This is a genomic window from Legionella wadsworthii DSM 21896 = ATCC 33877 (assembly GCF_000701265.1).
Classification (GTDB): Bacteria; Pseudomonadota; Gammaproteobacteria; order Legionellales; family Legionellaceae; genus Legionella; species Legionella wadsworthii.
In genome coordinates, this window is the sequence record NZ_KL370761.1 from 295,601 (window position 1) to 309,491 (window position 13,891).

Sequence of the window (13,891 nt, forward strand, 5' to 3'; positions counted from 1 at the left end):
GAATAGTCTGTACCCTTTTCAAGGAAATGCTCCATTCATGTTGGAGTAACCTCAAAGGACTGTATCCCATGATCCAAGTGGTACAAAGAGCAAAACCCAGCTTTTTTTAAAATCATATATGCCTGTTTACTTCTTTGTCCTGATTGACAATAAATCAAATGTGGGCGGGAAGAGTCCAATTCATTTAAACGATCGGGTAATTCATCCAGGGGAATTAATTTACCACCCAAATTTATTTGATGATGCTCAGCAACTGTTCTGACATCCAACAATAATGTTTTGGGATTTTCTTCTAGAAAGATGAAAAAATCTTTAGAGGTTACAGTATGAAAGTGCATTTCAGGCGTTTCATGAAACCGCTTAAGGAGTTTATCCTCAATGGGATTACCGTGGATGCAAAATTGACATTCTTCATTTTTAAATAAATGAACCTGCTTCATTTCCAGAGGAATCAAATCAATACAAAGTAAACGGTTCAGCAGAGAAATCCCCGCATGGGTAATCCATTTGATTATTTCGGTTGCTTGAATAATGCCCAATAATCCAGGAAGAGTACCTAGAACCGCTCCATTCTGGCAATTAGCAACGGTAGGGGGAATCACGGGAAATATGCATTGTAAACAAGGATTTTGTTTTCCATAAAATAATGCACAATGTCCTTTAAACTGGTAAGCGCTTGCATAAAAATAAGGCTTATCCAAGCGATAGCATATTTCATGAGCTAAATAACGGGTATAGAAATTATCAGAACAATCTGCCACCAGATCATATTGGCGAATAATCTCTTGTGCATTCTCAGCGGTTAAACGGCACTCATGAGCGGTTATCTTAATTGTTGAGTTCAGAGCTTGTAATTTGAGTTTTGCAAGAGTTGCTTTTGACTTTTTGATGTCCTTTTCTTGATAGAGAATTTGCCGATGCAGATTACTTTCTTCAATGGAATCATCATCGATAATGCCAATTGTTCCTATCCCTGCTCCAGCAAGGTAAGGAAGAAGTGTTGCGCTAATGCCGCCAGCTCCCACACACAACACCCGTGCCTGGAATAATTTTTCTTGCCCTGCTACACCAATTTCTGCAAGTTTGATTTGCTGAGTATAACGACTTAATTCAAAGGTATCCGTCATATTTAAATCACTTTTTGATAAAATTTAAAAGATTTAGAGTGGCCAAGGCAGGATCGATTGCCTGGGTGATGGCAGAAATCATCGCAACCCCCTGGACACCTGTCGCAACGACCTCAGGCATGCGTTCTAAATTAATGCCACCAATTGCTACCAAAGGGTAATTTAGTGTACGCCTCCAACGTTTTAATGATTCAATACCTTGCGCACTAAACGGCATTTTTTTACTTGTTGTCGGAAAAATAGGCCCGATGGCAATATAGGAAGGACCTAAAGTATGGGTTCTTGCCACTTCAGAGTAACAATGTGTACTCACCCCAAGCAGCAAACCCTGTTTTCTCATTGCTTCAACATCTGCGGTGTCCAAATCGGATTGGCCAAGATGCACTGCCTCTGCTTTTAAATCTAAAGCAAGTTCCCAATAATCATTAATAAATAACGTGGCATGATATTTTTTAGCTAAAGCGATACTCTGTTTAATTTCATCTTGTAAATATTTGGAATTTTCTTTTTTGCGTAATTGAAGGGTTTTAACGCCAAGCTTTAATAGCATTTCAATCCACTCAAAGCTATCTACGACAGGATAAAGACCCAATCGATGACACCGTTTAAAAGTTTGAGGCTCATCATACAAGGGCTTCTCTGAAAGATAAGGCAAATCCAATTCATCCTCAGGAAAACACGCGTATTTTTCAAAATTTCTAGTTGTTTGAGATGTATACATCGCTGCAACAATAAGCGCATCTTGAAGCAAATACCCAAGAGCTAATGTTGCTGTGATTGCTGATGGAAGAAGAGAACGAAAATTGGAGTATTTGGAATTGGAAAACCATTTTTGGTTTAACCAAAAAGAAGTAGTTCCATTTGTCCAATAAGAATATATCCAATTCGATCCCTGCGCATATGTTTCTAAAATAAGAACACTTTGGACACCGAGATGTATTAGTTCTTGTGCAGCTTCTTGCATGGCGTAATGTGATAGAATTGTTCGATGTAAAATCAACCCAGCTTCTGAAGTATCTAAGACCAAAATATCTGCAAAAGAAAATCCCTGCTTCAGGTTTCCCCCTATTTTCTCCTTCTCTTGACTGGATAAGTTAAAATCCAATACAACAGGACCTGAATAATGGTTTAAAATCTGCAAATCATCCCCAGAAATTTTATCACTTAACTTCATTGCAGCAGGTTGTTGCTCTATAGCATCAAATCGTTCCCAGAGTAACGTTAAGCCTAAACCGGCAAAAATTTTTTTGTCTGTTTCATTGACAGTATTGGTCCAAACATTGTTCATAAACCACTGTCCTGGTGCCAAAAAGGTGTATCAATTAGCGGAGTACAAGACTGTGCTGTATTTCGCACAGGCATAAGACCAGCTTCAAATGCACTTCGTCCAGCGCTGACTGCATGAGCGAATGCTTCGGCCATCATGACTGGATGATTAGCAGAAGCTACGGCACTATTGAGCAGTACCGCATCAAAACCTAATTCTAAAATTCGTGCGGCATGGGAAGGTGCGCCAATTCCAGCATCTACAATTAAGGTCACATTGGACAACCGCTGACGCAACGTCTCCAAGGCATAAGGATTAAGTAATCCCCTTCCAGAACCTATAGGAGCCGCCCAAGGCATTAAAATCCGGCAACCGCTGTCTACCAAACGTTGGCATAAAACCAAATCATCTGTGCAATAGGGGAAAACTTCAAATCCCCGCTTTACCAATTCTTTTGCCGCACGCAATAATTCAAACGGATCAGGTTGCAGACTAAAATCATCGCCGATAACTTCCAATTTAATCCATGAAGTTTGAAAAAGTTCTCGCGCCATTTCAGCAGTTGTCACTGCACTTTGCGCATCCCGGCAACCTGCAGTATTCGGAAGTAAATGACAGTTTAAAGATTGCATGGTTTGCCAGAATAAATGATCTCCTGGCTCATGGGGCATTTGACGTTTTAAAGATACGGTAATGATGTTTGTTTTTGAGGATTGAATGGCTTTCGTCATTATCTCCAGGGATGGGTATCCAGCTGTTCCCAAAAGCAAACGGCTGGTTAAACTTTTATCTGCCAAATACCACACAAACTATCCTCCTTGCATCGGCACAATCAGATCGATTCGATCCCCTTCACACAAGATGGTGTGGGAAAAATTCGATTTCGGAATGAACTGGTTATTAATCGCAATCGCTACATGCGCCCCAATGTACTCCCTTTTTTCGAGCAGCTCTTTGAGCGTACAAGCAGAATCCATCTTTACTGGTTGTTCATTAATAAAAATTATCATACATATGCCTCCCAAAGTTCAGGATATTCAAGATCTTTATGATTGCTTATCATTCCGCGAAGAACTTCTTCTGCTAAGGCGGGAGCAATGAGAAATCCATGACGATATAGGCCATTTACTGCTATCAATTTCTGAGTAAATTTAATACGGGGTTGATGATGCGCTAAAGTAGGACGAGTATGCGTAATGGTTTTTAACATACGTGCCTCAGCAAACCCACGATGCACATAATAAGCAGCCGTTAATAATTCAAGCGTAGTACGTACTGAAATGGAACTGATGTCCTCTGTTTCTAATTCACTCGCGCCGATGAGATAATTGGAATCAGGACGAGGTGCAATATAAATATGGTATCTTGGATGCAATAGTCTAATGGGACGTTGTAAGTGGACATCTGGTGCATGTAACCAAATAAGTTCACCACGTAACCCGCGTAACTGGGGAAAAAACTCTTTGGCTCCCAAACCCCTGCAATCAAAAACAAAATCAAAAATGAAAGTCTCCTTAGCTGCTTTAATTTTTCCGGGATAAATTGACGTAACCAAGGTATTTTCCCGCCAAATAATACCTTTTTGTATGAGGTATTTTTTCAGGGAAAGCAAAAAGGCCTGACTATCAATCTGAGCTTCTTTTGGGAAATAATAAGCCTTATCGAATTGTTTCAATTCAGGTTCTAAATTTCCCAGTTCCTCTTGAGCCAACAATTGATAGCAGGAAGTATTTAACTGCTTGATAATCCTGGAACTAAAATGTCTCCATTCTGCTTTATCATGGGGATGGTGCACCACAAGACATCCTTTTTGGTGAAAATATATTGGTTCGGAGATTTGATTCAAAATAGATGGCCACAAAACATCCACCGATTTAGTTCCCAAAAGCGATATCACTTTGTCCGCTTTATCAAGCTCCGACATGGGCGCCAAAAGACCAGCGGCTGCATGACTGCAGTTATTAAAAGAGCTTTCCGCTTCGAATAATGTCACCTGCCACCCTTCATGATGCAAGCGCATAGACAACAAACTTCCCATTATTCCAGCACCAACTACAGCAGCTTTTTTCATTTTCAATACTCAATTAGTCCAGTAGGTTGGACCAAGGCCAATAAAAAAATTTTCTAAATTAAATTTCATATTGTTTGATTTAATGTGGGCTAAAACCAAACCTACCAGGGGGACTAATTACCCAAACAACAGGCAATGGGTTCCAAATCAGAATGAGGTACCTTTGGCAAAAACTCATTGGTATAACATGATGCTACGGCAAAAGAATCATCAATAATCCCTAAATGCTTTCCAAACTGACCTACTTTAGCCCAATCACGTTCCACATTGAAAAGAGTACGTGAGAAAAATGGTAAGCTGCGGATGAATATTGTATGGTACATGGGTGTGCGCAATTGTGGTTTGGCGCGACATAAAAGTTCATATGCTTCGTCTGGATTTTCGGTAGTAAAAGCAGCACCACGTTGTGTGGCTTTAAGAAAAGCTTGTATCATTTCAGGATTTTTTAACATGCGTTCTGGTACGATAAATTGGATTGAACAAAAACAGCAGCAACCTAAACCCGCGAGTTGATCCAAACGCAGAAATACAGTATCACCCCGTAAATGCTCCAATTCCACTTTTTGAAAATTGATAAATCCAATTCCAGTGTCAATGAGGTCCCGGCAAATCGCATCAGTCACATTCATTCCAATACGAACTGTTTCATAACTCGTAGGATTAATACCTGCTAATTGTGCCAAATTATCAATGATGATTTTACCAAACTCACCAATGTACCCTACCCGTTTGCCTACTATATCTTGAAATGAGTGGATACCACTGGATTTAAGCGCGATTAGACCTGTAGGTGGTTCATCCAGCAAGGTGCCAATGGAGGTTACTGGATAGCCTTTTGCACGCGCAGCCAGTGTATGGATCATGGCTTTAACACCAAAATCTACATGTCCCATTCCAACAATTTCAGTTACATCACTGGGATCAGTAGGTTCAAGAATGGCTAGCTTAATTCCTTCTTGCTGAAAATAACCTAATGATTGGGCAACAAAGATGGGTGTATGGTATGGATTTGCATACCAATTGAGTAATAAAGTCGTTCTTGTTGATAATGTGCTCATACCTTAGCTCCTTAACATGAAGTAATAAAAGGATGGCTAAGATATCGAGAATAAGACCAGACAGGATTCATTTCAGCATTCAAAGATTCAATAAATCAACACGACTCCTTAAACTCAATAAAGAGAGTCTAAGACTTTTTGAATGCAGATTTAGGCGTTCTTACGCTGGTATGATCCAGATCAAGTTCTACGGGTATTTCTCAGCCGTGTATCACGACACCCCGCGCCATCAGATTGTCAGTAATCCTATATGGTCTATGTATTACTGTCAAATACTCTTTAAGGTTCTTATTTCTTTGATTTCACCCAATGTCATGAAACTCTGCGTATAAAATACATTATGCTGAATTAAAAAACGCTGACATAATAACGGGGTATGCGCGAAAAGATGATGCAAATAGGCTCGCGTCAATTGTTGAGAACAAGTAGGACAAACACACTCTGCGTCTATGGTTGCAAATTGCATTTCGGTTTTTGGTTCCGTGAGATCCAGGGTTCCTTCACGACTGTATACTCTCCCCAGCATCGCTTCTTGTGAGGGCGCATCGGTCTCAATAAGAGAAATACCGTTATTTTGAAAATCTAGAATTTGCTGGGGATCAAAATTTCCTACAACATAACGGTTGAGATGGGACCATCGATCTAATTGTTCCCAATCCACTTCCTTTAAAATATTAAAATAAACGCCATGATGTTTAGGAATGCCACTTTTTTCTACGTCAGCTACATGGATAAAGGGTTCAATGTTTTCATTCCAATTGTCCCAAATCCGAGGAAAATCGCGGGTGATGTTTGGAGGTAATAAAACGGCCTTGGGATTTAAATGATGGATAAGATGGACTAACTCTTCTACCGTGAAAGTACTTTTTGATCCATCAAAGGGCGACTTAAGGACATATCGTTTTTCTTTATTGCTTACCAGAGACATTGCATTAATTATCAGTTCTCCAGGACAAGCGAGATATTCAGTTAAAGCAACGATATTCTCGAGTACTTCACGACCTGGCTTATACAACAGCTGTTCCATAGAATAGGAAGTTGCGGTAACTTTTGCTTCTTGCCAATTTTCCTTTGTCAGGCACAAACCTGCCTCTGAAGTTAAAACCGGTATAAAATTGTGTACTGCAGTCAACATTCAAGAGCTCCTTTTCTACAGCAATAAACTGGTGTCACCGTAACTAAAAAATCGATATTTTTTTTCAATTGCTTCTTGATAAAGCGCCATAGCTTGCTTATGTCCAATAAAAGCGGAAACCAGCATGAGCAATGTAGATTCAGGCAAGTGAAAATTAGTCATCAGACCATCACAAATTTTAAACTCATATCCAGGATAAATAAAAATATCCGTATCCCTGCTACATGCTGTCAGCACGCCATCCTGGGCTGCACTTTCAAGGCTGCGCAAAGCGGTTGTTCCAATGGCGATAACGCGATTTCCTGAAGCCTTAGCCGCCTGTACAGCGGTACATAATTCGGGGCTTATAGTAAAGTGTTCGCGATGCATTTTATGATCTTTAATGTCGTCACAACGTACCGGTCTAAACGTTCCAGCACCCACATGCAAAGTGAGATAAGCTACGGAAACACCTCTTGCCTGGATACTTTTTAATACAGCTTCATCAAAGTGCAATCCAGCTGTAGGTGCTGCAACGGAGCCTTCGTATTTTGCATATACTGTTTGATAACGATCATGATCCAGATTTTCATCATTTCTATTAATGTATGGAGGTAAAGGGATATGTCCAATTCCATTTAATAATTCTAAAACTTGTATATCGGCCTTACATACGAACAAGTCATCTTGTCGCTCTAAAATTTCGATTTCTTTATGTTGCTCTAATTGAATGATAGAGCCTGGCTTTAGTGCTTTACTGGCCCTTATGTGTGCTAAAAAAGTATATTCACTTGTGATGCGCTCGACTAATAGTTCTACTTTCCCACCTGTAGTTTTATGCCCATATAGCCTTGCAGGAATCACTTTGGAATTATTCATGACCAACAAATCGCCAGGATTTAAAAAATCTGCGATTTCTCTAAATTGATAATGGCCATAACCCTCGTTTTGTCGATTATAAACTAATAGACGTGAATCGCTTCGATGCGGCAAAGGATACTGGGCAATCAATTCTTGAGGTAAATCAAAGTAAAAATCTTGCTTATTCATGGAGCAACCTGAAAATAAATTGCCGTTATTATACATGGAATAATAAGATTCATCATCCTAAAGCATGAAAACATGGGTAATTTATCGATGATATATTCCATTCCAGATTAAGAGTAAATAATTTATGTTGTACTGGTTTTCAGTGGGGATTTCCGCAACATGCGCGGGCAATTGATTCGGTTAGCCAGGAGTTGGGGTTGTTTGGCATTAGCAATTTAATTTGGTTTTGAGTTCGACTGATTCGAACTCAAAACCTTTTTCCTTTATTTTATTGCCGTTGTCCAGACATGAGTGCACTTAGGTGAGGATATTCACTATTAAAACTGTTTTGAGAATCTAAAAGATAGCCACTGTCACTAGCCTCTGTAGGTTGTCTAAAAATTCCTTTAGTATGCATTGGTGGGGCTGATGGTTTATGATCTCTCGTAGATTGAGGAGTACCCAGTTTAGAGTAAGACTCTACCATTGACATCTGAAGGTGACTTTCACTTTGACAGCATGGTTTTTTCGAACCACAACAAGCATTCACTATGACTTTAGCACCCACACCTGCTAATCCACCTATAAGTAAAAACGGAGACCAGATTATGGCACCCATTGATTTTATAACGCCTTTGAAACTCAATCCCTCTTGATTTTCATTGACAATGCGTGACTTAAGCATATCGAGCACATTTTTTTCACCTTTGTAGCATTCTTTAGCACCTGAGTACAAATATGCTAAACCGACAGCACCATACATCAGGAGAGCACCAATTCCAAGAGTGGAAATACCAAAGCCGATTGCTCCTGCAGCACTTGCTCCAGCGGCCCCAGCCGAAGTTACGGTAGCGGTAGTAACCCCGACTGTAGTCGTGGAAAGAAGAATAAGCAATAAAACTGGAAGAAGAACGAGAAATCCGACCGCAAAGAAACCTCTTCGACTGTGATGATGATTATGTCCGTAAGTCGTGTAAGTAGTCCCGTAAGTATTCCCATAATAGGGTCTGGAGCCTACTTGCACGTAAGGACTTGGGGTGGATACGTGAACATGGGGATTATGACCAGTATGGTGATTATGATGGTGATGATTTTGGTACACTTTATTCTCCTTTTTTTTTATTTAATCCGAACTTATGGCGAGGAGTATATGAGTCAAAACTTAAGGTTTTATTAAGAAAATGATTTTTTCTTTACAAAATAATTACATTTCTTTACATTGATTATAGAATTACTAAAAGAAAAACAGACAGTATAAAAATTAAGCTGCTAAGTGCATAAGGATGCTGATACCCTCTAAAGTTTTTTCTTCGTAACCAGACATCTAAAAGTAAGGTTGGGACAACAGAAAGAAAAGTCAACATGAACACTAACGTCACCGATTCTGCCCCTTTTTGAAAAGGCAGGATACTTATTAAAAAATTTAACACATCATGTAAAATTTCCCGTGTGTAAAAAATTGCCCATAGAAACCAAAAACTGAAATTGTAAATAATCCATGAAGCTGCAAACAGAGGCAGAAACAGTTTGACTCCTTTAATGGCAAAAAGTTTTTTAAAGGCTTTGATAAATTCTTCAGAAAAGAAAACAACAATAGAACTAACAAGAACAACCAAAGCCAGTGTCAGTAACATTTACTTGTTCCTTTTTTCAATGTCTTCCAATGCTTCCCATCGTGTGTACAGTTGCGCTAACAAAGCCTCGTCTTCAGCAAGACCTTGATTTATTTTCGTGATCATTTGTGCATCTTGTTGATAAAATTGTGGCTCGGCCATTTGTAATTGCAATTGTCCAATTTTTTCTTCCAATTGCTCAATTTTCTGGGGTAATTGAGCCAATTCCCTTTGCTCATTAAAACTTAGCTTATTGGCTGTCACCGTTCGCTTTACAATGGGTACTTTCGCTACCTGCTCACGCTGTTGTTGTTTCTTTTGCATTTTATATTCATCATAACCTCCTACATACTCATGAAACTCGCCTGGTTCTTCATAGACAAGAACACTGGTCACAACTTGATTGATAAAAGCTCTGTCGTGGCTGATTAATATCAGGGTTCCTGGGTATTCAGCGAGCATCCCTTCAAGGAGTTCCAAAGTTTCAATATCCAAATCATTAGTAGGCTCATCCATTACTAAAAGATTAACGGGTTTGGCAAAAAGTTTAGCAAGTAATAATCTGTTTTTTTCTCCACCTGAAAGCACTGATACGGGCACATTAAAACGGTCAGGGGAGAATAAAAACTCCCGCAGATAACTGGCGACATGTTTTTGCTTTCCATTGATGGTGACATAATCTGCACCATCCCCTACATTAAACATGACCGTTTGATCTTCAAGCAAATGACGGCGCAATTGATCAAAATAAGCAACACTCAAAGAAGTACCAAGTTTTATCTGCCCTGAATCAGGCTGCAACTCTCCTAGCAACAGGCGTACCAGAGTCGTTTTACCACATCCATTCGGCCCAATGATTCCCAGTTTGTCACCCCTTGTGACCAAGAGTGAAAAATCACGCAGGATCGATTTATTTTCCAACTGATAATCAATATTTTTTGCTTCAATTACTAAAGAACCGGAGCGGCTTACATCAAGAGTAAATGATTTAACCTTGCCCAGTTGATTTCGGCGTGCCTTATACTCTTCACGCAAAGCCTTAAGTGCCCGAACACGACCCTCATTCCGAGTCCGACGGGCTTTGATTCCTGTACGTATCCAAGCCTCTTCTTCAGCTAATTTTTTATCAAACAAATCATTCTGTCTCTGTTCACTCAGCCGTATGGATTCCCTTCTGTCCAGATAAGTTTCATAACTACACTCGTGCTGGTACAGTTTTCCCCTATCTATTTCAACAATTTTATTGGAAACCTGGGCTAAAAATTCTCTATCATGGGTTACTAAAAGTACAGCGCCCTTGAAGTTTTTGAGATAAGCTTCCAACCACTCTATTGCGTCAATATCTAAATGGTTTGTCGGTTCGTCCAGGAGTAATAAGTCTGGACTTGCTACCAGTGCAGCTCCGAGCAATACCCGTCTTTTCATGCCACCGGATAAATTATTCATGCGCTCATGGGTAGCAATCCCTAAACGACTCGCCATGGATTCAATTTCCGGCAATTTATCCCAAGCATGTAAATTATCCATTTGTTGTTGGCAAGCTGCTAATTTTTCCAAATCACCGGATTGGGATAATTCATGAAAACGGGATAAAACCTCTCCTACCTGACCAAGGCTTTTTACAAGAAAATGATAAACAGATTCTCCCTCGCTAACAGGAACATCTTGAGTCAGGCCTGCAACACGCAGCCCTGATAGCTTATTGAATTGACCACTGTCAGGAAGGATATTTCCCATCAAGAGTTTAAGTAAAGTGGACTTACCTGCGCCATTTCGTCCCACTAAGGCTATTCGATCCTGGGAATGGATTTGCCAATCAGCATTATCCAGTAACTGATTTCCTGCAATATTAAGAGAGACGCCATGGAGGGAAATAATACTCATACACTAACTCTAACTGTGAACAATTAACCTGGGGGAAGCAGTACTGAAACCCTATTATGTCATGGGTTCCCCGGGGATACTGCTTTTGTATGGCCCAGGCCGCCGTTTTTAAATTACTTTGAAGACAAAACCATTATACCATCCATTTCTACCTGAGCACCACGAGGTAACTCGGAAACACCAATCGCAGCCCTTGCTGGATAAGGTGAAGCAAAATAACGACTCATTGCTTCATTAATTAAGGGAAAATGACGTAAATCGGTGAGATAAACATTTAACTTTGCAATGTGTGCCAAACTACCGCCAGCTGCCTCACAAACTGCTGATAAGTTCTCCAAAACCTGGGTAATCTGCAATTTTATATCGTCACTGCATATTTGCATGGTGGCTGGATCCAGTGGTATTTGCCCTGATAGATAAACAGTATTGCCGCATTGAATGGCTTGAGAATAGGTTCCAATAGCCTCTGGAGCCAATTTGGTATTAATTGGTTGCATTAATTATCCCCTTGTTTTTTTCGATACAGACGCATGACCACTTTATTCGCTCGTAATCGACGCATGACACGAGCTAAATGGGTCCTATCAATAACGCTAATTGAAAATGTCACTGCATTGTGACGTCCATCTCTGGGATCGACATTGATATTACCTATGTTTGAGCCTGATTCAGCAATCGCTGTTGCCAGTGCAGCCAATACACCCCGCTCGTTAATAACATCCACTGTAATATCGACCCAATACTCACCCTCCACTTTTTCATCCCAACGTAAGGCCACAAATTGTTCAGGATTACTTCGGGATGTTTTTAAAGTGGAACAATCACTGCTATGAACGATAATTCCTCTACCTTGCTGGAATTTTCCAACAATATTATCACCAGGGATGGGTTGACAGCATTCACCAAAATGCACAACCATTCCTTCTGTTCCTTTAATTGCTAATGGGCGTGTTTTAATGCCTTTATCCAGTTCATTTAAATCTTGTGATACGACCAGTCTTTTAGCGATTACCATTGCCATTTGATTTCCTATACCTATGGCATAAAGTAAATCATCCATGGCTTTAAAATGTAAGTCGCTTAAAAGTGCCTGAATGGATTCTGGTGGTATTTTGGCATAGTCGCTCGATAATTCATTTAGTGATTGCTCCAACAATCGTTTACCTAAACTGATTGATTCAGAATTTTGTTGGCTTTTCAGGAAATGACGTATATTTGATCGTGCTTTTCCAGTCACTACAAAATTTAACCAGGCAGGGTTTGGATGGGCCCCTTGGGCGGTAATAATCTCTACAGTTTGCCCGTTAGATAAAGGAATACTTAAAGGAACCAGTTTACGGTTTACTTTAGCCGCGACACAAGTGTTACCCACGCCCGAATGGACTGAATAGGCAAAATCCACAGGGGTTGCCCCTTTTGGCAATTCCATAATGTGTCCCTTAGGGGTAAACACATAGACTTCATCTGGAAATAAATCGATTTTAACGTTTTCAATAAATTCCAATGAATTTCCTGTACTACGCTGCATTTCCAATAAACTTTGCACCCACTCCCTGGCACGTAACTGTGCTTCATTGACTTCAAGGCCTGAAGATTTATAAATCCAGTGTGCAGCAACACCATTATCAGCCACTTTATCCATATCACGAGTTCGAATTTGCACTTCAAGAGGAACCCCAAAAGGGCCAAATAAGGTGGTGTGCAAGGATTGGTAACCATTCGCCTTTGGTATGCCAATATAATCTTTAAACCGTTGCGGAACCGGTTTATAAGTGCAATGGAGTGCGCCTAAAATGCGATAACATGAATCAATATCTTCAGTAATGACACGAAAAGCAAAAACATCCGTAATCTCGGTAAATGAAGCTTTTTTCTGACGCATTTTTTTATAAATACTGTATAAATGCTTCTGTCTGCCAAATACTTGTTCATAAGGGATATTCAATTGCGCTAAGGCTAATTGCAAATCCCGTTCAATAGTTTGCGTCAATTCCCGTCGATTGCCGCGAGATTTTTCTACAGCGGATTTAATGGCTTTATAACGCATGGGATACAAAGCTTGAAATCCCAGATCTTCAAGACCTACATAAATGGAGTGCATTCCTAACCGGTTTGCTATGGGGGCATATATTTCCAAAGTTTCGACCGCGATACGTCGACGTTTTGCATAAGGCATAGAGCCCAAAGTTTTCATATTGTGTAAACGATCAGCAAGCTTTACGATGATGACACGAATATCTTTCACCATAGCCAAGACCATTTTACGAAAATTTTCTGCCTGGGCTTCTGCTTTTGATTCAAATTTAATTTTAGTCAGTTTGGTGACTCCGTCCACCAGAGAGGTTATTTCTTCACCAAATTGACGCGTTAGATCTTCTTTGCTTACTGAGGTATCCTCAACTACGTCATGGAGTAAGGTTGCCATAATGGTTTGGTAGTCAAGACGCATTCGAGCAAGAATCAGGGCTGCTGCAACAGGATGGGTAATATAAGGCTCGCCAGAACGGCGCATCTGCCCTAAATGTGCGTTTTCAGCAACCAAATAGGCCTGGTAACATTTTTCTATTTGCGACTGCTCAAGATAGCATTTCAGCTCTTCATCGAGCTCCTTAAAGTAGCTCACGCAGTACTCCCTAGTATCTAACATGACCACACCCCATAACCATAACTCACCCGATATTACGGTATACCCGAATATATCACTGTCCTTTTGCTGGGTGAAGTGTAA

13 protein-coding genes and 1 riboswitch are annotated in these 13,891 nt (G+C 40.1%); all 13 genes read right to left on the bottom strand.

Going from position 1 to position 13,891, the window contains the following annotated elements; all coding sequences use genetic code 11:
- Positions 1-35 precede the first annotated feature (35 nt).
- Entirely contained in the window at positions 36-1,127 is a 1,092-nt protein-coding gene (locus BU07_RS0115760; RefSeq protein ID WP_031567729.1) for a HesA/MoeB/ThiF family protein, read from the bottom strand.
- Between the two features lie 7 nt (positions 1,128-1,134).
- Positions 1,135-2,415 carry a thiamine phosphate synthase gene (gene thiE, locus BU07_RS0115765; protein ID WP_031567731.1) on the bottom strand — a complete coding sequence of 427 codons (1,281 nt, stop codon included), beginning with the start codon at positions 2,413-2,415 and terminating at the stop codon, positions 1,135-1,137.
- On the bottom strand, positions 2,412-3,200 hold the full coding sequence (locus BU07_RS0115770) for a thiazole synthase (RefSeq protein WP_031567733.1): 789 nt from the start codon (positions 3,198-3,200) through the stop codon (positions 2,412-2,414). Before BU07_RS0115770 ends, thiE begins: the two co-directional genes overlap by 4 nt.
- Positions 3,201-3,203: 3 nt before the next feature.
- Positions 3,204-3,404 carry a sulfur carrier protein ThiS gene (thiS, locus tag BU07_RS0115775; protein ID WP_031567735.1) on the bottom strand — a complete coding sequence of 67 codons (201 nt, stop codon included), beginning with the start codon at positions 3,402-3,404 and terminating at the stop codon, positions 3,204-3,206.
- A complete protein-coding gene (locus tag BU07_RS0115780) occupies positions 3,401-4,465 on the bottom strand; it encodes an FAD-dependent oxidoreductase (protein ID WP_031567737.1) in 1,065 nt (354 codons plus the stop codon). The genes thiS and BU07_RS0115780 overlap by 4 nt, the downstream gene beginning before the upstream one ends.
- Positions 4,466-4,578: 113 nt before the next feature.
- Complete coding sequence (locus BU07_RS0115785; protein WP_031567739.1) at positions 4,579-5,523, bottom strand: ABC transporter substrate-binding protein; 945 nt, start codon at positions 5,521-5,523, stop codon at positions 4,579-4,581.
- A 140-nt stretch (positions 5,524-5,663) separates the two neighbouring features.
- Positions 5,664-5,757: riboswitch (TPP riboswitch) on the bottom strand.
- A gap of 34 nt (positions 5,758-5,791) precedes the next feature.
- Complete coding sequence (locus BU07_RS0115790; RefSeq protein ID WP_051635628.1) at positions 5,792-6,658, bottom strand: tRNA-guanine transglycosylase; 867 nt, start codon at positions 6,656-6,658, stop codon at positions 5,792-5,794.
- Positions 6,659-6,673: 15 nt separating this feature from the next.
- A complete protein-coding gene (gene queA / locus BU07_RS0115795) occupies positions 6,674-7,687 on the bottom strand; it encodes a tRNA preQ1(34) S-adenosylmethionine ribosyltransferase-isomerase QueA (protein ID WP_031567744.1) in 1,014 nt (337 codons plus the stop codon).
- A 268-nt stretch (positions 7,688-7,955) separates the two neighbouring features.
- Positions 7,956-8,768 (bottom strand): hypothetical protein, encoded by an 813-nt coding sequence (locus BU07_RS0115800; RefSeq protein ID WP_051635629.1) that lies wholly within the window; start codon positions 8,766-8,768, stop codon positions 7,956-7,958.
- 121 nt (positions 8,769-8,889) lie between these two features.
- Positions 8,890-9,300, bottom strand: coding sequence for a hypothetical protein (locus tag BU07_RS0115805; protein WP_031567748.1), 411 nt, complete (start codon positions 9,298-9,300; stop codon positions 8,890-8,892).
- Entirely contained in the window at positions 9,301-11,163 is a 1,863-nt protein-coding gene (locus BU07_RS0115810; RefSeq protein WP_031567750.1) for an ATP-binding cassette domain-containing protein, read from the bottom strand.
- A 113-nt stretch (positions 11,164-11,276) separates the two neighbouring features.
- Positions 11,277-11,660 carry a RidA family protein gene (locus BU07_RS0115815; RefSeq protein ID WP_031567753.1) on the bottom strand — a complete coding sequence of 128 codons (384 nt, stop codon included), beginning with the start codon at positions 11,658-11,660 and terminating at the stop codon, positions 11,277-11,279.
- Entirely contained in the window at positions 11,660-13,786 is a 2,127-nt protein-coding gene (spoT, locus tag BU07_RS0115820) for a bifunctional GTP diphosphokinase/guanosine-3',5'-bis pyrophosphate 3'-pyrophosphohydrolase (RefSeq protein WP_031567754.1), read from the bottom strand. Before spoT ends, BU07_RS0115815 begins: the two co-directional genes overlap by 1 nt.
- Between the last annotated feature and the right edge of the window lie 105 nt (positions 13,787-13,891).

What these genes read in the sequence shown, in the direction of transcription:
- BU07_RS0115760 (WP_031567729.1), bottom strand. Translation starts at nt 1,127, where the DNA reads ATGACGGATACCTTTGAATTAAGTCGTTATACTCAGCAAATCAAACTT.
- thiE (WP_031567731.1), bottom strand. Translation starts at nt 2,415, where the DNA reads ATGAACAATGTTTGGACCAATACTGTCAATGAAACAGACAAAAAAATT.
- thiS (WP_031567735.1), bottom strand. Translation starts at nt 3,404, where the DNA reads ATGATAATTTTTATTAATGAACAACCAGTAAAGATGGATTCTGCTTGT.
- BU07_RS0115780 (WP_031567737.1), bottom strand. Translation starts at nt 4,465, where the DNA reads ATGAAAAAAGCTGCTGTAGTTGGTGCTGGAATAATGGGAAGTTTGTTG.
- BU07_RS0115785 (WP_031567739.1), bottom strand. Translation starts at nt 5,523, where the DNA reads ATGAGCACATTATCAACAAGAACGACTTTATTACTCAATTGGTATGCA.
- BU07_RS0115790 (WP_051635628.1), bottom strand. Translation starts at nt 6,658, where the DNA reads ATGTTGACTGCAGTACACAATTTTATACCGGTTTTAACTTCAGAGGCA.
- queA (WP_031567744.1), bottom strand. Translation starts at nt 7,687, where the DNA reads ATGAATAAGCAAGATTTTTACTTTGATTTACCTCAAGAATTGATTGCC.
- BU07_RS0115805 (WP_031567748.1), bottom strand. Translation starts at nt 9,300, where the DNA reads ATGTTACTGACACTGGCTTTGGTTGTTCTTGTTAGTTCTATTGTTGTT.
- BU07_RS0115810 (WP_031567750.1), bottom strand. Translation starts at nt 11,163, where the DNA reads ATGAGTATTATTTCCCTCCATGGCGTCTCTCTTAATATTGCAGGAAAT.
- BU07_RS0115815 (WP_031567753.1), bottom strand. Translation starts at nt 11,660, where the DNA reads ATGCAACCAATTAATACCAAATTGGCTCCAGAGGCTATTGGAACCTAT.